This is a genomic window from Shewanella sp. A32, from assembly GCF_029167175.1.
In the GTDB taxonomy this organism is placed as follows: Bacteria; Pseudomonadota; Gammaproteobacteria; order Enterobacterales; family Shewanellaceae; genus Shewanella; species Shewanella yunxiaonensis.
This window is the reverse complement of the sequence record NZ_JARFTS010000005.1, coordinates 165773-189397: the sequence shown is the minus strand read 5'-3', so window position 1 is coordinate 189397 and position 23625 is coordinate 165773. Positions and strand designations below refer to the sequence as shown.

Here is a 23625-nt window from a genome sequence, read left to right as displayed (position 1 = left end):
CCATATCACGTTAGCTGCTATGGCGTTATTGTGTGTGGTCGGCGTCATTTATGTTAACGTGAGCCATCTCAATCGAAGCGGTAGTCTGCCACTACATTCATTTTGTCGCACGCGTCAGGCAGACTGCCGTTAGCGAAAGCCGCCTGTCGGCAAGGAGGAAAAGTGAAACTGCAATATCCACAACTGCTTAAGCAGCAGGCATTCATTGATGGATGCTGGTGCGATGCAGACGACAAGCAAACACAATCGGTGATTAATCCTGCAACCGGTGAAGCGTTGGCTCAAGTGCCCTATATGGGTGCGGCTGAAACGCAACGCGCCATTGATGCCGCGCAGGCAGCATTGCCGCAGTGGCGTGCACTGACGGCAAAAGCAAGAAGCAATATCTTACGCCGTTGGTTTGAACTTATTGTGCAACATACCGATGATTTGGCATTGTTGATGACCAGTGAACAGGGCAAACCATTGGCTGAAGCCCGTGGTGAAGTGGCTTATGCCGCGTCATTTATTGAGTGGTTTGCCGAAGAAGCCAAGCGGATTTATGGCGATACCATTCCTGGTCATCAGGCGGATAAACGTTTAATCGTGCTGAAACAGCCTGTTGGTGTCACCGCTGCAATTACGCCTTGGAACTTTCCGGCGGCGATGATTACCCGTAAGGCCGCACCTGCATTGGCCGCAGGTTGTACTATGGTGTTAAAGCCCGCACCGCAGACACCTTTAACGGCATTGGCTCTGGCTCAGTTAGCACAAGAAGCGGGGATCCCGGCTGGAGTATTCAGTGTGGTGCCCGGTGATGCAATGGCTATCGGTCGGGTTCTGTGTGACAGCCCTGTGGTGCGTAAACTGTCGTTCACCGGCTCAACCGCTGTTGGCAGGAAGTTAATGGCACAGTGTGCACCAACACTGAAAAAGCTCTCGTTAGAGCTGGGTGGCAATGCGCCTTTTATCGTGTTCGACGATGCGGATATTGATGCTGCAGTCGAAGGTGCGGTAATCGCTAAATACCGCAATGCGGGGCAGACCTGCGTATGCGCCAATCGTATCTATGTGCAGGATAACATTTACGAACGTTTTGCTGAAAAGCTCGCGGCGAAAGTGGCGACACTGAAAGTCGGTAAGGGCACAGATGCTGACGTCACTATTGGGCCATTAATTGATGCTAAAGCGGTCGAAAAAGTACAGTCACATCTTCATGATGCCATAGACAAAGGCGCCAATCTGTTGTGTGGCGGCCAATTACTTGCGGGTAATTTTATGACACCAGCGGTACTGACCGATGTAGACAGCTCAATGAAGGTGGCGCGGGAAGAGACCTTCGGACCCATAGCGCCCTTATTCCGTTTTCATGATGAATCAGAGGTTATCGCGATGGCAAACGATACCGAATTCGGACTGGCCGCTTATTTTTATGCCAATAACCTGTCGCGGGTGTGGCGGGTTGCCGAAGCGCTGGAGTATGGCATGGTTGGGATTAATAGCGGTCTTATTTCTAACGAAGTGGCACCTTTTGGCGGCATTAAAGCGTCTGGTCTTGGCCGCGAAGGCTCCAAGTATGGCATTGAAGAGTATCTGGAACTGAAATACCTCTGCCTGTCAGTGTAATTTCAGCCGTCTGCTGATAGTAAAAATCCACCTGCTATGCAGGTGGATTTTTACTTTCCAACTGTAGTTGTGCTGTGTTGTCTTGTGACTTTTTGAACAGAGTAAAGGACATAGGCAATGTTCCGGATAATGGATGATAGGGGTAAACCTTTCTTTTATTACCGTTGCTGGAGATATCACTCTAACGGACAGTTATAACGGACAGTTATTGTGAGTGTCTGCAACGGTAAACAGCAACTGGCTGTCGCAGGCTTCCGTGCAGCAAATTCTTCGTGGTGTTTGAATCACACCAATTTCCGACTGTGATCATTGTAGCAGGTATGGAAAAAGCAATAAAAAGGCCACCGTTCGGTGGCCATTATTTAATCTTTGCTTGGGATACGTTGCAGTACGGCGAGTAATAGCTGCCAGTATTGACCGACAGTGGTGATATTAACCATTTCATCTGGGCTATGGGGGAAGCGAATAGTGGGGCCAATCGATACCATGTCCATCTCAGGATAAGGCTTTTTAAACAGCCCGCATTCAAGCCCGGCATGGATGACCATGATCACCGGTTCTTTGTGATAGATATCCTGGTAGGTGTCACGCACAATCGACATCACTGGAGAGCTGTTGTCAGGCTTCCAACCTGGATAGGCACCGCTGAATTTGATTTCTGCGCCAGCAAGTTTGGCTAAGGCGGACAATTGACCACAGACATAATCACGGCCTGAGTCAATCAGTGAGCGAACCAGACACAATATAGTAGCCTGATTACCTTTCATGGATACCACGCCGACATTCAAAGACGTTTCGGTAACGCCTTCAACTTCATCACTCATGCGGATAACACCGTTAGGGCAGGCATTTAGCAGTGCCAGCAATTGCTGTTGTGCATCTTGAGTCATCACCTCAGTTGCCGCAGGTGCTTCAGTCAGGGTCAGTTTGACGCCTGCATCGGCCACGGCAAATTCGTTACGGAGCAAGGCTTCATACTCATTTATAGCTTGTTGCAATAATGAGACCTGGGTGTTGGCAATCGTTAGTTTGGCTTCAGCTTCGCGGGGAATGGCGTTACGCAGAGTGCCGCCCTGAAAATCCACTAATTGAATGCCTAATTTTTCTGACTGCTCAAACAGGAAACGCGCAAGTAACTTATTCGCATTGCCACGACCAAGATGAATATTGACGCCAGAGTGGCCGCCTTTGAGTCCGGAAAGCATTAACTGGAAGGTCTGACGATCAGCGTCGGCGGCGGTGGTTGCTAGATGCAGCGTCATTGCGGCATCGACGCCCCCAGCGCAACCCATATAGATTTCACCTTCCTGTTCGGAATCGGTGTTGATGAGAATTTCTCCGTGCAACACTCCCGGTTGCAGACCAAATGCACCTGTCATTCCGGATTCTTCGTCAACGGTCAGCAATACTTCCAGTGGACCGTGTGCAATATCGGTACTTTCAAGTAGCGCCAGCGCTGAACACATGCCAATACCGTTATCTGCACCGAGTGTGGTGCCACGGGCTTTTACCCAGTCACCATCTACCCAAGCTTCAATGGGGTCTTTAGTAAAGTCATGCACTTTATCGGCATTCTTTTGCGGCACCATATCCATGTGCGCCTGAATCACCACCGGTTTGCGATTTTCCATTCCAGGTGTTGCCGGTTTGCGGATGATCAGGTTACCGACGTTTTCTTCAATAACCTCTAATTGTTTATCCTTAGCCCACTGCTGAATGAACTGGCTAAGCGCCGCTTCGTGTCCTGACGGACGGGGGAAACTACAAATTTTTTCAAACCATTGCCACAAAGGCTGAGGGGCTAACTGGCTGAGATTGGACACTTGAGACTCCTGATCTTAAGTTGCTGAACGCTGGCGCGGATAACGCCGGTTTCGATTGCCACCAAGTTTACCATAATCTCCCCGCCGGTGCGTGCATGCCACATAGCGTTTTGGGGCCGTGATTTGTCGTGGCAATTACTTGTCGCCGGGACAATAATGCTGCTGATAACCACGTTGAGGAGTTGTGATGTTAAGCTTTGTTGATGTAGCAGATCCGCAGGCGATTTACAGTGACGAATGGGATGCGGTGATCGTGATATCCGCCGATGTTTGTCGTTGTCCTATAACGGAAGTTGCACTGTTGGCGAGTCACGCGCAAGAAATTGATAGACGCGTGGGGCGTGTGCCGGTACTGCTAATGGCTCCGGGACTTGCGGGTGGCAGATTGATTGTCGCCCCAGCACAGTGTGATGCGGATTATGGTGATGTCAGTGTTTTTGCCGCGGCCGCCATACAAGCGGTAACGTTAGCACAGGATGCTGGCGCTACACGGCCGTTACTGTGGGTTGATAATGTGCCGGCTGTGCAGTGTCGTCAGGCTTCCGCCGTTGCGGCATTGGCTTGCGGTCAGGCGTTGTGGCAACCGTTGGAAGCGCGACAAGCAGGCGTTCCTACTTCTATTCAGCAAATGGGTTTAATGAATGCGGTGTTGCCTGCTGCGACCTTAACGGCACTGGAAGCAGGGCGCAGTTTTGCCAGAGATTTATGTGGCACCGAGCCGGAACGCATGTCAGCAATTGCATTTGCAAACACTTGTACCGAAGCTTTTGCAGGATCAGCTGTGACGGTGGAGGTAATCGCTGAACCCGAGATGTTGCAGCGTGAATATCCGTTATTAAGTGCCGTGGCGCGGGCATCCTGTGCTGTACCTAGGCACCAACCGCGGGTGGTTAAGTTGGAATACTGTCCGTCCGGGCCTATCGAGCACACGCTGTTGTTGGCGGGGAAAGGCGTGATCTACGATACTGGCGGTGCCAGCCTTAAGGTAGGCGGCACCATGTCAGGTATGAGTCGCGATAAAGGCGGCGCTGCGGCAATTGCCGGGCTGATGCTCGCATTATCTAAGTTGCAACCTACCGGTGTCAGAGTGGTGGCAGAATTGGGATTGGTGCGCAACAGTATCGGCAGTGATGCGATGGTTCCGGATGAGATCATTACCACCCATGCCGGGATCCGCGTCCGTATCGGCAATTCCGACGCCGAAGGTCGGCTGGTGTTAACCGAATTACTGTCGCATCTGCGGTTGCAGGCATGTGATGCAGCGTCTCCAGAACTGATATCCGTTGCTACGCTGACCAGCCATGCGGCGAGGGCATTTGGTAGCTACCCGGCGATGGTGTTTAACAGTGTCGCCAGAGAATCGGCGCTGCCAGAACAGTTGCAACATTGTGCCACGCTTATGGGCGAACCTATGGCGCTTTCACCTTTGCATAAAGAAGATTTTATGAATGTGGCCGACAAAACCGGAGCGGCTGACGTCATCTCTGCCAAACCTGTCGGCTCATCACAGGTTGAACGTGGGCATCAGTTAGCGGCTGCCTTTATGTTGCAGGCATCGGGGCTAGCTGCCCATGGCATCGCAGCCACAAAGCCTTTGCCCTTTATCCATCTGGATATTGCCGGTGCCGCTGTCAGTGGTGACCCTCGTTATGGTAAACCTACCAGTACCCCGTTGTTAGCCTTATGGAGCTACTTGCGTCGGCGTTAACTCGTTAAAAGGAACCTCCGCCAGTTGCTATTCGCTGGCGGTTTATACGGGCAATGTTGACGAGCGATAACGCCTGTTATTGAAGGTTGGAGATTGTATTGTAGTTAACTTCCAATTCCATAATTCTCCATAAAAAAATAATAAATAATTTAAAAAAACAACAAGATATATTTATTTCTTACTCATAATTGAATGTTTTTTAGGCAAATAAATATTAGTATGTGTAAATAAAAAACAAAAAACTTACAAAAGTCATTTTTATCGCCGGAAAACTTGTAGTTTAATTTCATAAGCGTATTATTTTAGTCGTTAGCGAAGATAACGCTGTGGTTAATTTGTCATGGTTGAGTTGCCTTTTCTCTCTGGCATTCAGAAAGCGTCCCCAATCTATTTCTGAATGTTTGGTTAAGGTCAATGAACTTCAACGGGAATGTTGAATACGTGTGGTTAACCAGACAGCAATACTTCGAGAGGCTCCATCTTTCGGAGTTTATTATCGTCGCTGCTTTGCCACCTTTTATGTGGTTGCTTGTTGATACAGATTTCTTGAAAGGACGCGGTTCTTTCATCATCTAGTCTGTTTGTGCGAATGGTCCCCATGTCTATGGGCGTTTAAGCATCTCTTTACCTGCTCATTTGAGCAGGTTTTTTTTTGCCTAAATCATGACTAAAGGTTTTGTGATCGGCCAGGCAAATGCATAAATCCTGCTTTTATCCTGCATATTTTGTCTGGTGTGACTCTGGCAAACTTTTTATAATCTGCCGCTGCTAACTCGTTATGTTAAATAACTGTTAGAAAACCAAGCCCTACACCTCATATTATTCAAGGAACCTAGTTCCATGCTGGAAAAACTATTCAAACTTAAAGAGCATCAAACTACGCTGAAGCAGGAAGTGCTGGCTGGCATTACTACTTTCCTGACGATGGCGTACATCATTTTTGTGAACCCAAGCATGCTGGCACAAGCTGGGATGGATCAGGGCGCTGTCTTTGTCGCTACCTGTCTTGCTTCCGCAGTAGGCTGTTTGGTGATGGGCTTTTTAGCCAACTATCCTATTGCACTGGCACCTGGAATGGGGCTCAATGCTTTCTTCACCTATACCGTGGTCGGACATATGGGCTATAGCTGGGAAACCGCGCTTGGTGCCGTGTTTCTCTCCGGTTGCTGCTTCCTGATTTTATCGTTAGTGCGCATTCGTGAATGGGTGGTAAATTCCATTCCAATGTCACTGCGAATGGGGATCGCGGCGGGGATTGGCCTGTTTTTAGCGCTGATCGGCTTAAGAAATGCGGGTATTGTTGTGGGGAATCCGGCCACATTAGTGGGTTTGGGGGATCTGACGTCATTCAATTCCGTCATGGCCATTTTAGGTTTCTTTTTAATCGTCGCTTTTGTACATCGTGGTTACAAAGCTGCGGTGATCATGAGCATTCTGGCGGTCACCGTATTGGGACTGGTGTTTGGTGACGTAAAATATACCGGTGTGCTGTCTATGCCGCCGTCAATTGCGCCTACTTTCATGAAGATGGATATTACGGGTGTGCTGGATATCAGCATGATCTCAATCGTCTTCGCTTTCTTATTTGTCGATCTGTTTGATACTTCTGGTACTTTGGTCGCTGTGGCTCATCGCGGTGGTTTGCTGGATAAAGATGGCCGTTTACCCCGTTTAAACCGGGCATTAACTGCTGACAGTCTGGCCACTATTGCGGGCGCGGCTTTGGGGACTTCTACCACCACCAGTTATATCGAGAGTACTGCAGGCGTGAGTGCTGGTGGCCGTACAGGTCTGACCGCCGTGGTTGTTGGTCTGTTGTTTGTGGCGGCACTTTTCATCTCACCATTGGCAGGAATGGTGCCTGCCTATGCCACTGCCGGGACTCTATTTTATGTGGCGATCCTGATGACCTCCAGCTTGTTGCATGTGGAGTGGGAAGATCTCACTGAAGCTGCGCCAGTGGTTGTCGCTGCGCTGATAATGCCGTTCACATATTCCATTGCTAACGGTATCGCCTGTGGCTTCATCACTTACGCGGCGGTTAAGATCCTTTGTGGTCGTTTCAAAGATTTGAATCTCGGCGTCGTGGTGCTGGCACTATTGTTTATTGCCAAATTTATCTGGGCCTGAATTGCATAATCCTGAAAGCCGCCGTAAGGGCGGCTTTTTTTATGGTTTTTTCAGCGGTTTCCTGCTTGGTGTAACTAGGAATCTCGGCGGGGATTGGGTATAAGATTAGTTCCTAACTCATTATTGCATGATAAACGATGGACCTGACAAACTCCCGTTATAAACGGGTGGTGATAAAACTTGGCACCAGCGTGCTGACATCTGGCAGTAAAAAGCTCGATAAAGCCCATATGGTGGAATTAGCCAGACAGATGGCGACCTTAATGCGCAGCGGCGTTGAAGTTGTCCTCTGTACTTCCGGCGCCATTGCGGCCGGCCGTGAACATCTATTGTTTCCAGAACTGCCGGACACGATCGCCAATAAGCAGCTGCTGGCGGCAGTGGGCCAGAGTCAATTGATCCTCGCCTGGGCGCAGCTCTTCAGTATTTATGGGTTGCATGTGGGACAACTGCTGCTGACGCGTGCCGATCTGCATGACCGCGAACGCTACCTGAATGCCCGCGATGCATTAAATGCGTTGTTGGCACAGAATATCATTCCCATCATCAATGAAAATGATGCAGTGGCGACCAATGAGATTAAGGTTGGCGATAATGACAATCTCTCAGCACGCGTTGCCTTGTTATGTGATGCGGATTTATTACTGCTGCTGACCGATCAGAAAGGTCTGTTTGACGCCGATCCAAGGACGCATCCTGACGCGCACTTGATCAGTGAAGTTGCCAATATCGACGATAGTTTGCGTGAAATGGCGGGCGGTTCCGTTTCCGGACTGGGCACTGGCGGCATGACCACTAAACTGCAAGCGGCGGATATTGCGCGGCGGGCAGGGATCGAGGTTGTGATCGCATCCGGTCACCATACCGATGTGATTATCAAGGTCAGTAGCCATCAGTCTGTCGGCACGCATTTTAGCCCTACCGAAAATCCACTCGAAAGCCGTAAGCAGTGGATATTGGCTGGCCCTAAGGCCAAAGGCCGGTTAATCCTCGATGAAGGTGCGGTAAAAGCGGTAGTGCAGAAGGGCCGTAGTTTATTATCCAAGGGAATTACCGCGGTAGAAGGTAATTTTGAACGTGGCGCTACCGTCGAATTGCTGGATAAGGAGGGTAACAAGGTTGCCCGCGGCATTAGCCGTTATAGTGCTGTTGCCATCCGCATCATTGCCGGCAAGCATTCCGACGATATTGAGCCATTACTGGGCTATGATCATGGTGACGCAATCGTGCACCGCAACGATATGGTGGTTCTATGACGGATACCTACTTACAACAGCTCGGCCAACAGGCCAAAGCCGCCAGTTTTGCCCTGGCGAATTTATCCGCTGCCGATAAACGTGATTTGTTGATGACAATTGCGAGCTCATTGCAAGCCGCTGCAGACGACATTGTTGCGGCGAATGCGCAAGATGTGGCGGCAGCCAACGCGGCGGGTCTGGAAGCGGCAATGATCGATCGCTTGTTGCTGGATGAGAAACGGCTGGCTGCTGTGATTGCGGATATCAGTAATGTTGTGGCATTGCCAGATCCTATCGGTCGCGAGTTTGATTCTCGTCTGCTCGATAATGGCATACGTTTGTGCCGGCGCACGGTTCCGCTCGGGGTCATTGGCGTTATTTATGAGGCGCGTCCGAATGTGACTGTGGATATTGCAGTACTGGCATTGAAAACCGGTAATGCTGTGATCCTGCGCGGCGGAAAGGAAACGCTCAATTCTAACTTGGCACTGGCAAAAGCGATCCGAACCGGTATTGCCGAATTTGGTTTGCCTGAAGACGCGGTGCAGCTGATTGATAATCCTGACCGGGCTCTGGTCTCCGGACTGTTAAAGCTGGATCAATATGTGGACATGATCGTGCCTCGTGGCGGGAGCAAATTGCAGCGGTTATGTGCGGAGCAAGCGACGATTCCGGTTATTTTGGGTGGCATTGGTATTTGCCATTTGTATCTGGATAAAGCGGCGGATTTATCACGTTCAACGTCAGTGATTATCAATGCCAAGGTGCAACGTCCCACCGTCTGTAATGCGCTGGATACCCTATTGGTACATCAGGAGGTTGCAGAGCAATATCTGCCGCAGCTAGCCGCCGCGTTGTCAGCAGAAGGGGTCACTATTGTTGGGTGTGAGGAAACGCAGCGTCTGCTACCAGCGTATGAGGTACGTCCTGCAGATGAAGAAACTTTCGCAACGGAATGGTTATCGCTGACTTTGGGCATCAAAGTCGTCGCTGATGTTACAGAAGCTATTGCCCATATCCGGCAATATTCCAGTGGCCATTCAGAAGCTATTTTGACCGACGATATTCCCACCGCCACTTATTTTATGAATGAAGTGAACTCGGCTGCAGTTTATCTCAATGCCAGCACCCGGTTTACCGATGGCGGCCAGTTTGGCCTGGGTGCCGAAGTTGCAGTGAGCACACAGAAGTTACATGCTCGCGGCCCGATGGGGTTGGAAGCCTTGACTACCTACAAATGGCTGGCGGTAGGAGATTACACTTCCCGCAGCTAGTCGCGAAAGTTAGCACAATCTAGAATAGATAAGGGCCCTGCAGCGGGCCCTTATTGTGTCTCGAGATTCTCGTTTATTCGCTTTTTATGTCGGCAAAACTACCACGACATAGCCCTGCCAATGTCTCTGCCGCCAGGCAGATTTCCAGACCGCGACGGCCGGCACTGACATAGATTTCTTCAAAATTTTTGGCACTGTCATCAATAATCGTTGGTAATTGTTTTTTTTGTGCCAGAGGACTGATCCCTCCCACCAGATAGCCAGAAGATTTCTGGGCTAATTGTGGATCTGCCATTACCAGTTTCTTTAACTTCAGTGCCTTAGCAACTGCTTTCAGGCTCAAATGATGATTTACCGGAACCAATGCGACGGCAACGGGGGCACTTTTTTCATCGCCACTGACCAGCAGGGTTTTGAATACCTGATCAGGATTTAGTCCTAAAGCACTGGCAGCTTCTTCGCCGTATGACGCGACATTTTTGTCGTGGTGATATTCGTGTACGCTGAAGCTAATCTTGGCCTTGTTGGCAAGATCGATTGCGGGTGTCACGCTGACCTCCTCACTAAATTCAAAGTCGATGTATCTGTCACAAGCTGCGGCGAATTTTGGGGCGGCGGTGATTACCCAGGAGTGGCAACAGGCGCTGAAGCAATAGCGCCAGGATAATCAGTCCCAGTCCTGCCAGCGTTGATGGCAGAATCTTCTCACCAAGGATGAGTGCAATAAAGCACATCGAAAGCACCGGTGACAAAAATACCAAGTTGCTGATGCTGGCGGTACGAGTCGCTGTTTTCAGTGCCATCAGCCACAACACAAAGGTGATGCCCATTTCAAACAGTCCGACATAGCTTCCCGCCAAGATCGCTTTCAGACTGAGTTGTGGTAATGATTGAGTGCAAACCAGCATCAAGGTTATGCAGGGCAATGCTATCAGAAAACTCAGTAATAAGCTCACCACCGGGTCGCCTTTATCCTTGGTATTAACGATCCAATACAAACACCAGAGAATAGTGCTAGTGAAACATAACCCGATGCCCAGCGGACTTTCAAAATGCATTTCAGAAATACTGCCTTCTGTCGCAATGACCAGTACGCCAAAGTAAGCAATAAGTGCCGCAACCAAATCAGACGCCCGCAATTTTTGGCTCAGCATCGGAACTGACAATAACGGCAACAAAATGCCCCAAGTGTAATTCAAGGACAGCGCTTGTTGTGCCGGCAGCAAATCATAAGCCTTAAACAACACCAGATAATAAAGGAAGGGACTTAATAATCCGGTTTGCAAATACAGCAATGGTCGGGCGCGAAACTGTTGCCACAACAGTGGTAACTTGCGCTGAACCCCGAGGATCACTAACAGACACAAAGAAGATACTATGGTGGCAACAAACACCAATTGCAGCGGGGTAAAAAAAGTGAGGGCAATCTTAAAGGCTGTCGCAACGGTTGACCACAGCAGCACCGCACCCAGACCATAGGCAAATGCCTGCGAGGATGTTTTCAATTATGTCTACTCAACTCAAGGAATCAGGGAAACCGTTGCCACGATTGCAGTGTGGCGATAAGTAGCTCGTATTTTAGCGGTACTTTGTAAAAAAGGTTACGTTTAAGATCAATTTTTTTATTTGAGCCCTTGTAAAGCAAAATTGCGCCCCTATATAGGGGTTAAGGCGCGATTTGGGTAATTTGGCAAAGGTCTTGAAATCAACAACTTTGCCCCCAGATCCATAGCAAATGATTAATTTAGTTCGAAAGAAAAGATTCTTCGGAGGACCTCATGGGTAAAATTATTGGTATCGACTTGGGCACAACCAACTCTTGTGTTGCCGTACTTGAAGGCGGCAAGCCTCGTGTGTTGGAAAATGCTGAAGGCGATCGCACCACTCCTTCAATCATTGCTTATACCGAAGATGAGACCCTGGTAGGTCAGCCCGCAAAACGTCAGGCCGTGACCAACCCAACTAACACTTTCTTCGCGATTAAGCGTTTGATTGGCCGTCGTTTCACTGACGACGAAGTACAGCGTGATGTCAGCATCATGCCATTCAAAATTATCAAAGCCGATAACGGTGATGCCTGGGTCGAAAGTCGTGGCAAGAAAATGGCCCCACCACAGGTATCAGCCGAAGTGCTGAAGAAAATGAAGAAAACTGCTGAAGATTATCTGGGCGAGCCAGTGACTGAAGCAGTCATTACCGTACCGGCCTACTTCAACGATTCTCAGCGTCAGGCAACTAAAGATGCTGGCCGTATCGCCGGTCTGGAAGTTAAACGTATCATCAACGAACCAACTGCCGCAGCGCTGGCGTATGGTATCGACAAAAAGCAAGGTGACAATGTCATCGCGGTATACGACCTCGGTGGTGGTACTTTCGATATCTCTATTATTGAAATTGACAGTAACGATGGCGACCAGACTTTCGAAGTATTGGCAACCAATGGTGATACTCACCTAGGTGGTGAAGACTTTGATAACCGTTTGATCAACTACCTGGCTGATGAGTTCAAGAAAGAGCAGGGGCTTGATTTACGTAACGATCCTTTGGCAATGCAGCGTCTGAAAGAAGCTGCTGAAAAAGCCAAGATCGAACTGTCCAGCACTAACCAGACTGAAGTGAATCTGCCCTATATCACTGCAGATGCTACCGGTCCTAAGCACTTGGTGGTGAAAATCACCCGTGCCAAACTGGAATCGCTGGTTGAAGACATGATCACTCGTTCACTGGAACCCGTGAAAGTTGCCTTGTCCGACGCGGGTCTGTCAGCTTCTGACATCAACGAAGTGATTTTGGTGGGTGGTCAAACCCGTATGCCTAAGGTACAGCAAGCTGTTGCTGACTTCTTTGGTAAGGAACCACGTAAAGACGTCAACCCTGACGAAGCTGTGGCCGTAGGTGCGGCAATTCAGGGCGGTGTATTGGCTGGCGACGTGAAAGACGTATTGCTGCTGGACGTAACACCTTTGTCCCTGGGTATTGAAACCATGGGCCAGGTAATGACCAAGCTGATTGAGAAGAACACGACTATTCCTACTAAGGCACAGCAGGTGTTCTCTACTGCCGATGATAACCAAAGCGCCGTGACTATTCACGTGTTGCAGGGTGAGCGTAAGCAGGCCAGTGCCAACAAATCACTGGGCCAGTTCAACCTGGAAGGTATTGAGCCAGCACCACGCGGCATGCCACAGATTGAAGTGACTTTTGATATCGACGCCGATGGTATTCTGAATGTGTCTGCTACCGACAAGAAAACCGGTAAGAAACAGGCCATCACCATTAAAGCTTCTTCTGGTCTGTCTGACGATGAAGTAGAAAAAATGGTGCGTGATGCCGAAGCTCATGCAGAAGACGACAAGAAGTTCGAAGAGTTGGTTAGCGCCCGCAACCAGGCTGACGGCTTAGTCCATGCCACTAAAAAGCAAGTGACTGAAGCTGGTGAGGCTCTGAGTGCCGACGATAAGGCAAAAATTGATGAAGCCATCAGCAAGGTAGAAACTGCGGTGAAAGGCAGCGATAAAGAAGCGATCGAAAAGGCCACTCAGGCATTGATTGAAGCTTCTGCCAAACTGGTTGAGCTGGCTCAGGCCCAGGCGCAACATGCTCAGGGTGGTGCTGAATCTGCCGCTCATCAGGGTAATAGCAACGCCTCTGCCGATGATGTCGTTGATGCTGAATTTGAAGAGGTCAAAGACGACAAGAAATAATCAGGCGCATATACCTGATTAATTCCAGGCGGGCGTTATGGGGTAACCCTAACGCCCGCTTGTTCTGCTCCAAGCCAAGAACGCGTGAGAGATTATGTCAAAGCGAGATTATTACGAAGTATTGGACGTCGCCCGAGACGCCAGCGAACGGGATATCAAAAAGGCGTATAAACGTCTGGCGATGAAATACCACCCGGACCGCAATCCCGGCGATAAAGAAGCCGAAGCCAAATTCAAAGAAGTCAAAGAAGCCTATGAAATCCTGACGGATGCAGATAAGCGTGCTGCTTATGATCAGTTCGGCCATGCCGGCGTGGATCCCAGTCGGGGGGCCGGTGGATTTGGTGGCGGCGGTGGTGCCGACTTCAGTGATATTTTCGGCGATGTTTTCGGTGATATCTTCGGCGGTGGTCGTCGTGGCGGACACAGACAACCGGCTCGTGGTGCCGACTTGCGCTATAACCTCGAATTATCACTGGAAGAAGCTGTGCGCGGTGTTAATCGCGAACTGCGTATCCCAACACTGGCGACCTGTGACCTCTGTGGCGGCTCAGGTGCAAAAAAAGGGACCTCTGCTACTACCTGTGGCACTTGTCATGGCAGTGGCCAAGTGCAGATGCGTCAGGGATTTTTTGCGGTACAACAAACCTGTCCGACTTGTCAGGGCCGCGGTAAGATCATCAAAGAGCCTTGCAGCAAATGTCATGGCGATGGTCGCATGGAGAAAAGCAAAACCCTGTCGGTTAAAATTCCTGCTGGGGTGGATACCGGCGACCGTATCAGACTGGCGGGCGAGGGCGAGGCCGGAGAATTCGGCGCGCCAGCGGGGGATTTGTATGTACAGGTGACTGTCCGTGAACACCCCATTTTTGTGCGAGACGCCAATAATCTTTATTGTGAGGTGCCCATCTCCTTTGCGAAAGCCGCATTAGGTGGTGAAGTGGAAGTTCCGACGCTTGAAGGCAAAGTCAGCCTGAAAATCCCACCAGAAACGCAGACTGGCAGAATGTTTAGACTGCGCGGTAAAGGGGTGAAATCGGTACGTAGCCATGCAGTGGGTGATCTGTTATGCAAGGTTGTGATGGAAACCCCAGTCAACCTATCAGAGCGGCAAAAAGAGCTGTTGCGAGAGTTTGAAGATACCCTCGGTGGCGGTGGTAAACATAGCCCAAAAGCTGAAGGCTGGTTTGATGGCGTGAAGAAGTTTTTCCAGGATCTTAACAGTTAGTTTTCATTGAGTGTAAAAGCACAAAAAGCCAGCAATTAATGCTGGCTTTTTTGATGCTCACCATTAAGCACCTCTTTGGTGAGCTTTTGAACTACAGTAATTTAGCTTTAATCTCATATCATTGTTTTCTTTCAATCATTAAGTTTTCGTCAATGATTATCTTTAAAACGTAAACATTGTTTAATCAAAAACGGATTTTGTAATGTTTCATTATGGTGCGTTACGCATGTTTTTAGTGCGTTACGTCACTGTTGCGCCAATGTTTACATCTGATGGCTAAGTTGTTTTTTGTAAAAAATCGAGTTAGATAATTCTCTTTTATTCGTCACATTTTTACCCTCTCTAATCGCTATAACCCGCGTATTTGTTGACCTGCGTCAAATAATTCATCTGGATGTGTAATGCATTTGGTAACAAAAATGTTGTGAAAATGTTCTGTTACCAACATTTAGGCACGCTATTTGAAATAGGTTGGTCACTAATGTGTGAAATGGAATTTAAAAGATTAACCAATTGTTCTTTTTAGGTGGAGGTTGGAACACATCAGTCAAACCTGGGCAGTGAAAAACACAAGCTTCGCAGGGGATAGATTCAATAAATAACGTGGTTGTTTTTAGGTTGTAAGAACCACAACAAAAACAATATCAAGAGGGTTGGTATGATAACGGAAAAATTGCTTAGTCGTTCTATTCGTAGTGCCTTGCCGTACGCGTTAATGCTTTCGTGCGCCTCAGTAGCATTTACTGCGCAAGTGCGAGCTGACGACGAAGACGATACTACAGAAACTGCAGCAGCAGCTGCTGGCACTGCTAACATCGAGAAGATGGTCGTAACAGGATCTCGTGGCGCGGCGCGCTCAGTAAAAGATTCCCCTGTACCCGTCGATGTTATTGCTGATGATGAACTGAAATCTGTAAGTTTCTCAGACACCAACGATGTACTGAAAACTTTGGTGCCATCATACTCAGTAGACCGCCAACCTATATCCGATGGTGGTACTTTCGTTCGCCCAGCAACTCTTCGCGGTATGGATACTGACAAGACGTTGGTACTGGTTAACGGCCATCGCCGTCACCGTTCTGCTTTGGTGCAGATTGGCGGTTCAGGTACCCAAGGTCCTGATATTTCAACTATTCCTACTTCTGCACTGAAAACTGTAGAAGTATTGCGTGATGGTGCTGCGGCTCAGTACGGTTCTGACGCAATTGCCGGGGTAATCAACTTCCAGCTGAAAGATAATAGTGAAGGTGGTTCTTTCTCTGCTGACTGGGGCCAATATTATAAAGGTGATGGTGATACCCTCACTCTTACTGCCAACAAAGGTTTTGCGTTAGGCGATAAAGGTTTCCTCAGCATTTCTGCCGACTATGTCGATTCCGATCCAACTACCCGGGCACAGCAATATTGTGAATCCTATTTCTGTGTAACTGACCCAAGCACTTTCCCAGCAGGATATGGTGACTATGCAACTTATGTTGCGGGTCTTGGCTCTGCCTCTCTGAACTCTGACGGTAATAGCGTAGTTCAGTCTTGGGGTAATCCTAAAACCAAGTCCAAGACAGTATTCTTTAACTCTGGCTACACTGTCAGCGAAGCACTGGATCTGTATGCGTTTGGTAACTATACCGACAAATCTGGTAGTGGTAACTTCTTCTATCGTTACCCACGCAATGGCACCATCATGAATATTCGTCTGGAAGACGGTTCAACCTGGAATGCCCTGTCAATGTATCCAGGTGGTTTCACTCCATTGTTCTCAGGTGATATCACTGATAAATCATTGGTTGCCGGTGCTAAAGGCATGCTGTCCAGCGGTTTGGGTTATGACTTGAGTGGCCGTTACGGTTCAAATGAAATTGATTACACGCTGTCAAACACCCTCAACCCTTCTATGGGTGATCAGAGCCCAACAACGTTCCATCCAGGCAACCTGATCAACACCGAAGCGCAGTTGCAGGGTGATTTTACTCAGGACTTCGATGTTAGTTCTTTCTCCAGTCCGCTGTTGTTCGCTTTCGGTTTCAGCTATATGAAAGAATCCTATGAGCTGCAGGGGGGTGATGAAGCATCTTATGAAGCAGGTACATACTCTGTTGCCGACCCATGGGGCTTCTGTAACGACGATGGTACTGCGACTGATGCCGGCTTAGCTGTCATTGCCAATGGTTCATCTTTGAACTGTGCTAACTCTTCTGACCCTGTTTACCAGATTATGGGTGTTGGTTCGAACGGCTTCCCGGGCTATTCTCCAGCATACAGCGGTAAGTACAATCGCCATTCTTATGCAGGTTATATTGACCTCAGTGCTGATGTGACCGATAAGCTGTTCCTGCAGACCGCCTTCCGTTATGAAGACTACTCTGACTTCGGTTCAAAATTAGTCGGTAAAATTGCGGGTAACTATCGCATCACTGACAAGTTCGGCGTTCGCGCGTCATACGGTACAGGCTTCCGTGCACCTACTCCAGGTCAGCAGGGTACTACCAACGTATCTACTCGTATTACCGCTGGTATGCCTGTAGCAACTGGTTTGTTCCCAGCGGGTGGCGCAGTAGCTCAAGCGTTGGGTGCGAGCAAGCTGAAGCCTGAGACTTCGACCAACTATACCTTAGGTTTGACTGCTGATTTTGATAGTGGCGTAGGTATGACTCTGGACTTCTATCGTATTGATCTGAAAGACCGGATGTACTCAATTTCTACTATGAACGTTAGCAGTGACCCAACATCAGCTGCCTATGATAACTATCTGGCGTTAGTAGATGCCGGTGTATCTGGTGCTGAATCTATCGGTGGCGTGTTCTACTTCCAGAACATGTTCGATACTCGTACTACTGGTATGGACTTCGTCACTAACTATGGATTCGATAACGCCCTTGGTTACACTAGCTTGACGCTGTCTGCTAACTACAACAAGCAGGAGATCACCCAGGACAAGACTGGTGCCTTCAACGCTGAAGATACCTTCGACTTCGAAAACGGTGCTCCAAAATGGCGTGGTGTGTTTACAGTGAATCATACCATTGACGATTTCACGTTCACCGCCCGAGCTAACTACTATGGTTCTTACAAGAACTCTGATGGTGAAGATACTATCACTGACACTCAGAAGTTCGGTCAGGAAGTGTTGGTTGATCTGGAAGTGTCTTATCAGCTGACTGAAACCATGAAGATCACTGTGGGTGGACGTAACATCCTAGATAACTATCCTGATAAAGGTCAGTTTGAAGTTGGTCAGGGTCGTATCTACCGTGATGACTCTGTAGTTGACTGGAACGGTGGTTACTACTTCACTCGTTTCTCAATGGATTTCTAATCTAAAGTTACCCCCTTACTTTTAAGGCTACCCTTCGGGGTAGCCTCTTTTTTTGGAGAATGGTGTGACAATTGGACGTCTGATAATTACTTTATATTTGGATTGTTCGCGGAGCTTTAGTCGAATCAAACAATTGCCTTGCTGGATATTTCCATCTTGATTGCTGACAGGGTTGTTACTAAGTTATTCCTAAAATGCAAAAGCTACATATCAACAGTCTTAACTGAATCATGGCGGACTGGAGTGCGTTAATTCGCGCTAACACGCTTTTGGCCAGGATACGATAGCATGAAAACCCTGTAACCGCGCAGTCTTCGTATCTTAGTCTTTATAAGTTCATGGACTATTCTTAAATTCCGCTTAGGTCCTACGTCAACAAGCACTTGCTATCAATATCAATGCTGCCGGAATGCTTTGTGGTCATAAAATTGCTAGGCCCCAGCAATAACGGTGACATATTTTATAAGTTAAACACGACTAATAACCCTAACGGCACAATCAGAAAACCCTCACACCTATTGCCAGTGGTATGCAAAATTCATCAAGCTTAGGCAGGACTCTGGTAATAAAAAAGACCACATAGTGTGGTCTTTTGGCGGGGGTAGGGAAGAAGGTTAAGGGCTAGATTTAGATCAAACCTTTTTTACCTAAATCCAGCATAACTTGTGCGACATAGGCCATCTGTTCTGGTGTACCCAAAGAGCAGCGGCAGTATTCGTCTGCTGGTGGGAAGGCGCGGCCTACCCAAATACCAGCATCTTTCATACGCTTCTGGTAGTCTGCCAAAGGTACATGCAACTTGTGGAACACAAAGTTGGTGTTAGATGGAACGTAGTCAAGTTTCAGTGCATCCAGAGTCTGCAGCAGGATCTTACGGGCTGCTTCATTACTGGCGCGGCTCAATTCCATGAACTTGTCATCTTTCATTGACGCGATAGCCGCGCTAACAGAGGCGCCGGTAAGGTTGTTGTTAGCAATCTTTTCGCCCATTTTTTTGATGATAGCTGGAGTTGAAACGCTCCAACCTACGCGCATACCGGCCATGGCGAATAATTTGGAGAAGGTTTTCAGCAGTACAATGTTGTCAGCGCCATCTTTGATCAGAGGTGACACTGAGCGGAAAGTAGGGTCAGACGCAAATTCTGCGTAAGCTTCGTCCATCAGGAACATGGTTTTAGCTGGCTTACTCTTAATCCAAGCTTCTACAGCGTCAGCCTTGCAAATAGCACCAGTAGGGTTGTTAGGGTTTACAAAGTAAACAATAGAAGGACCATCGTAATCGGCAACAGCTTTTTTCATTGCTTCTAGATCGATCTGCCAATCTTTGGTCATCTTAACTTTGGTGATTTTTTTCATGCTGTTATCAATAGCAGCTTCTTCACCAGCGCTGAAGGTCAATTCAGGGATAACTAACTGAGTATCAGGAGTAGCCAATGCACCAAATGCAGCTACGATACCCTGGGTGGCACCAGCACTCAGCAGTACGCACTCTGGGGCTACGCCATGCTTGTCAGCCAACATTTTCTGCAGTGTTTTCATTTCCATGAAAGGATAGAGGTTGCCCTGACCAATCATTTCACGGGCAGCAGCCTGACCTTTTGGTGACATACCCAGTGGGTTTTCATTCCAACAAATACGAATTGGGTGGTCAGCTGTCGGCTTCTTGAAAGTAGGTGATACTTCGGTTTTTGCCAGTGTTGGTTGGCTTACGCCAGCCAATGCGGCACCGCCCATTACGGCTCCAGAAAATTTCAGAAATTGTCGGCGTTGAACGTTAGTTGTATCGCTGTCAGCCATTTGAGCTTGCTCCTTGTGGTAGTAATTATCAATGTGTATCAGCATGAATTGTGCCAGTCATTAAGTTATTGAATGTTAAGTGGATGTACTTTTATGTTGCTGACTGGTGCTTCAAAGTGAGCCAAATATTGCACCAGAATGCAATATTTTTGGGTTTTTGGCACTGAAAAGGTGCAACGATTTGGCAAAAAAAATGAAAAAAGCGAAGCTACAAGGCTTCGCTTTTTGAAGATTATATATTGAATTAATCAATTAGCCTTAGAAATTGTAACTGACCCCAAGCATAACATTGCGTCCCATTAGGGGAGCGTAATCTTTCAGCAAAGAGGTGTGTGGACGCGCTTCCTGATTGGTCAGGTTTGTCCCTTTCAGGTAGAGCAACATGTCGCCACTATCACCGAACAGCCGATAGGTTACTGCGGCGTTAACCAATGTATAACCGGCGGTTTCTGTCTCATTTTCTGCTACATCAGTTTGACGTGCATAGGCAATCATACCCACATCAGCGTGCCACTGATCCACATCAAAATTCAAAGTGGAACCAAAGCGTAATGGTGAGATCCTCGGCAAGTTACCACCGTCTACCAGTTTACCGCGGGTGTAGTCGCTAAACAGATCCATTGACCAGCTATCGTTGAATGGGATTTTTGCCTGAGCTTCTATGGAATAGAGTTCGGCATCATCTTGTGCATATTGATAAACTGGCAGATCGCCTTCGCCGTCACTATTGACGATATCTGAAGCGACCAAGCCGGTATTCGCTTCATAAAAGAAGTTATTGACCCGGTTATAGGCCATGCTTAATGAGCCAGTCCAGCTACCATCCAGTTTTCGCAAGGTCAGATCGATGTTATTCGCTATTTCTTTGTTGGCATCGCCTGCATTGACAACTATCTGACCATTCTCAATGCGAAATTCTGAGCCAAGTTCAAAGCTCTGGGTTGCATCATGCGGCCCATAGCTGTAAAGCTCTTCGGCAGTGGCCGCACGTTCGGCACGAGTAAGTGCCAGACTCAGGTTATACGACGGATCAAAATCCCATACCAAGCCTGCTGATAATGTCGTGTTGAGATCACTCAGTTTTTCTGGCTGGTACTCTTCTTCCCCGATCAAAGTTTCTAACGTCATCGCTTCGGGATTAAGCCGATAGTCTTCGACGCGACCGCCCAGTTCAAACCGAAAATCGCCGACTTTACGTTCCTGCATAATAAAGGCGGCGAGAGTATCGGTGTTGCTGTTAGGCGTTAACTGCTCTGCTCCTTGCACCGAAAAATCCCGGTGCATGATGTGCAGTCCCATTGCCCCTTGCCATTCTCCCCAGGGGTTATTATTCAACGTCAGACGTGCTTCTGATTGTTTGTTGTAAAAGAAGGTATCGGCATCGCCATCTTCTTCTTCCGCATGCTGATAATCGGTGTAACCCGCATCTAAACGAACTTTAGAGAAACCTGCAAATGGATCGAGTAAGCCAGCATGTAGTTGCCAGGCGGTTTTTTTCATGTCGATGGTAATGTCTGGTGCGTCAACTTCACCACGACCGGGAATACCGTAATTGGATTCTGTGCGTGCGCCAGAAACACTGATAAAACCGTTATCGCCGGTATAACCCACGCCACCAGCATATTCATTTAGTTTCAACTGGCTGTTATCGACGCTGCCGTGCGTGGTGGCATCACCTTCAATTGCTTCTCCCGGGATATCGTAATCATCGGTATTGCGATGGGTGCCATCTAGATGCCAGTTAAATTTACCATTGCCACCATTGAGATCGGCATTCACCGTTTCACCATTGTTGGCAGAATCATAGCGAGCGCCCACGGAACCGTTAAACGTATCAACGGGTTGTTCGTGCATACGTTTATCGACAACGTTAACCACGCCGCCGATAGCACCATTACCATAAAGAAGCGTGCCTGGACCACGAAGAATTTCAATCTGCTCTGCAGAGGCTGCTTCCGCTGTCACCGCATGGTCGGCTGAAACGGTAGATGCATCGCCTACCGACAGACCGTTTTCCAGCACCTTAACTCGAGGGCCGTCCATACCGCGGATGATCGGACGACTAGCACCTGCTCCAAAGTGGGTAGCTTGCACGCCGGGGAGTTTATCGAGTGTATCTCCCAGTGTTGGCTCAGTATTGAGTTTCAGTTGGTCATCACTGAGCACGGTAACTGGGGTGGTACTTTCCAGGGCTGAACGTCCTAAGGGGGATGCCGTCACTACAATATTTTCGATTTGAACGGCAGTCAGGGTGAAATTTTGGGTGATCGTGCCGCTGCTAACCGTTAAATCCTGTTCACCGTGTTTGTAATTATCACTGCTGATGTGCAGATGCAGATGGCTGTTATCGGCAACTTGTAAACGATATTGGCCTTGTGCATCAGTGGTTGTTTGGGTGCCGCCATCGACACTGACCATCGCATCCTTTACCGGATTTCCTTTAGTGTCGGTGACTTTGCCCTGTAATTGTGCGGCAAAAGCAGTTGAAGTCACACCGGCAGATGCCAATGCTACGAATAAAACAGCGAGTTTCATTATGCCTGTCCTTTGATAAGCAATAAAAATTAAGATTTTTTATAGAGTTATTAGAAGAACAGAGCTGGTGGTGCGCGAGCTGACAGGGTGCGCAACCAAGGGAGCGCGGGCTGTGTGTAAGGTTGTTCGGAAACATTGGTAACCAACGATTGTGTGGCGGCAATTGGCAGTATTGCCATTGGGCCGGTGGTTGGATGGTTACCGAAATTACACAGCAGACAGTGGGCGTGTTCATGGACTAAACCATGTTGCGCGGAGTGCACTACCGCGACCGACTGCAAAACAGTCAGCCAAACGCCAAGTAGCAGCCAAAGCCACTTTTTGTTGTGCGGTATTAGTCTATGCAACATTTGATTCAGGACATTCTGTTATAACGGCTGAACGTTACTGTTTTCCTTAAAGATAGTCTAGTGAAGATTTCGTAACAAAGTATGAGATTGGGCGGTTTGATTTTTAACGGAAGACATATAACATATTGTTTTAAAATAAAATGTAATTTATTTAACACGGTCAGAAATTGCGGCGAGTTTAATTTGCTGGTGATGAGTGCATAGTCAACATGCAACTCATCAAAACATCATGGGAGCGAAACCTTGAGGAATGGATACCTTTTGTTGTGGCTCTGTCTACTAGTGGGATGCGCTGAACAGCATGTTTTCCTGTCACGATCTCATGTGGCGTCATCCGTGGTCGATGCGCTCAAAGCTCAGTTAAAAACAGCAGGGATATGATGTCTCCGTTATTGATGTGGCGCCCCCGTACCGACTTACACAGCCGCTGCTGATCAAGAGCCCAGCGTTATTGATGACGCTTACATTGGTGGCATCGTAACCTCGTTGCAGCAACATGGTTACGCGTCAGTCGATGTGGTTTCCATGCAAACCGAACAGTATTTTTACAATGGGCGTAATGTTGGTGTGTATTTGCCTTCACAAGTTAACGTCATTATGCCGATGGTGATGCAAAGCGAAGATTGTGGGCAGCAATCTATTGTGTTGGAAACCGATGCGGATGCTTTTTCGCTTGATAGAGGTGAGACATTTCCTGTTATTAAGGGCCATTACACTGTGGATGAACAAGGTGTTGGTGCATTCTCAACCGCACATTCGCGTCTGACATTTAAGCTGAAGCGAGTACAAGTGGCCACCTGGAACGGGGAGCGACCAGCAGACAGGTTGGATATTGTGGAGCAGATAAATCCATTACTGCCTGAACGATGCAGCTTTATCACCATTTACGATAGTTCCGCGCCGTAATTGAATGAGCGCAA

At 48.3% G+C, this 23625-nt stretch carries 15 protein-coding genes; 9 read left to right on the top strand and 6 right to left on the bottom strand.

Features of this window, described 5'->3' with window-relative positions:
• Positions 1-162: 162 nt before the first annotated feature.
• Positions 163-1605, top strand: coding sequence for an NADP-dependent succinate-semialdehyde dehydrogenase (gene gabD, locus PY479_RS06335; RefSeq protein ID WP_275483222.1), 1443 nt, complete (start codon positions 163-165; stop codon positions 1603-1605).
• A 362-nt stretch (positions 1606-1967) separates the two neighbouring features.
• Here the strand turns inward: gabD and PY479_RS06330 are convergent, their stop codons facing one another.
• Positions 1968-3428 (bottom strand): aminoacyl-histidine dipeptidase, encoded by a 1461-nt coding sequence (locus tag PY479_RS06330; protein ID WP_275483221.1) that lies wholly within the window; start codon positions 3426-3428, stop codon positions 1968-1970.
• A gap of 187 nt (positions 3429-3615) precedes the next feature.
• Between PY479_RS06330 and PY479_RS06325 the strand changes: the two genes are divergently transcribed.
• From PY479_RS06325 to PY479_RS06310, 4 genes are all read left to right on the top strand, one after another.
• On the top strand, positions 3616-5136 hold the full coding sequence (locus PY479_RS06325; RefSeq protein ID WP_275483220.1) for a M17 family metallopeptidase: 1521 nt from the start codon (positions 3616-3618) through the stop codon (positions 5134-5136).
• A gap of 840 nt (positions 5137-5976) precedes the next feature.
• Complete coding sequence (locus PY479_RS06320) at positions 5977-7266, top strand: NCS2 family permease (RefSeq protein ID WP_275483219.1); 1290 nt, start codon at positions 5977-5979, stop codon at positions 7264-7266.
• 137 nt (positions 7267-7403) lie between these two features.
• Positions 7404-8522, top strand: coding sequence for a glutamate 5-kinase (gene proB, locus PY479_RS06315; protein WP_212594122.1), 1119 nt, complete (start codon positions 7404-7406; stop codon positions 8520-8522).
• Positions 8519-9778 carry a glutamate-5-semialdehyde dehydrogenase gene (locus PY479_RS06310; protein ID WP_212594121.1) on the top strand — a complete coding sequence of 420 codons (1260 nt, stop codon included), beginning with the start codon at positions 8519-8521 and terminating at the stop codon, positions 9776-9778. Before proB ends, PY479_RS06310 begins: the two co-directional genes overlap by 4 nt.
• A 73-nt stretch (positions 9779-9851) precedes the next feature.
• Here the strand turns inward: PY479_RS06310 and ybaK are convergent, their stop codons facing one another.
• Both ybaK and PY479_RS06300 read right to left on the bottom strand, forming a co-directional pair.
• Entirely contained in the window at positions 9852-10328 is a 477-nt protein-coding gene (gene ybaK, locus PY479_RS06305) for a Cys-tRNA(Pro) deacylase (protein WP_275483218.1), read from the bottom strand.
• A gap of 37 nt (positions 10329-10365) precedes the next feature.
• Positions 10366-11283, bottom strand: a complete 918-nt coding sequence (locus PY479_RS06300) for a DMT family transporter (RefSeq protein WP_212594119.1) — start codon at positions 11281-11283, stop codon at positions 10366-10368.
• Positions 11284-11556: 273 nt separating this feature from the next.
• Between PY479_RS06300 and dnaK the strand changes: the two genes are divergently transcribed.
• From dnaK to PY479_RS06285, 3 genes are all read left to right on the top strand, one after another.
• Positions 11557-13482, top strand: coding sequence for a molecular chaperone DnaK (gene dnaK, locus PY479_RS06295; RefSeq protein ID WP_275483217.1), 1926 nt, complete (start codon positions 11557-11559; stop codon positions 13480-13482).
• Between the two features lie 94 nt (positions 13483-13576).
• Positions 13577-14710 (top strand): molecular chaperone DnaJ, encoded by a 1134-nt coding sequence (dnaJ, locus tag PY479_RS06290; RefSeq protein WP_212594117.1) that lies wholly within the window; start codon positions 13577-13579, stop codon positions 14708-14710.
• Positions 14711-15368: 658 nt separating this feature from the next.
• On the top strand, positions 15369-18023 hold the full coding sequence (locus tag PY479_RS06285) for a TonB-dependent receptor (protein ID WP_275483216.1): 2655 nt from the start codon (positions 15369-15371) through the stop codon (positions 18021-18023).
• Positions 18024-18650: 627 nt separating this feature from the next.
• Here the strand turns inward: PY479_RS06285 and PY479_RS06280 are convergent.
• The 3 genes from PY479_RS06280 to PY479_RS06270 form a co-directional block, all read right to left on the bottom strand.
• Entirely contained in the window at positions 18651-19820 is a 1170-nt protein-coding gene (locus PY479_RS06280; RefSeq protein WP_275483215.1) for an aminotransferase class I/II-fold pyridoxal phosphate-dependent enzyme, read from the bottom strand.
• Between the two features lie 258 nt (positions 19821-20078).
• Positions 20079-22355, bottom strand: coding sequence for a TonB-dependent receptor (locus tag PY479_RS06275; protein ID WP_212594114.1), 2277 nt, complete (start codon positions 22353-22355; stop codon positions 20079-20081).
• A gap of 50 nt (positions 22356-22405) precedes the next feature.
• Positions 22406-22705 (bottom strand): hypothetical protein, encoded by a 300-nt coding sequence (locus PY479_RS06270; protein WP_212594113.1) that lies wholly within the window; start codon positions 22703-22705, stop codon positions 22406-22408.
• A 525-nt stretch (positions 22706-23230) separates the two neighbouring features.
• Here PY479_RS06270 and PY479_RS06265 point away from each other — a divergent pair.
• Complete coding sequence (locus PY479_RS06265) at positions 23231-23611, top strand: hypothetical protein (protein WP_275483214.1); 381 nt, start codon at positions 23231-23233, stop codon at positions 23609-23611.
• Positions 23612-23625: the final 14 nt, after the last annotated feature.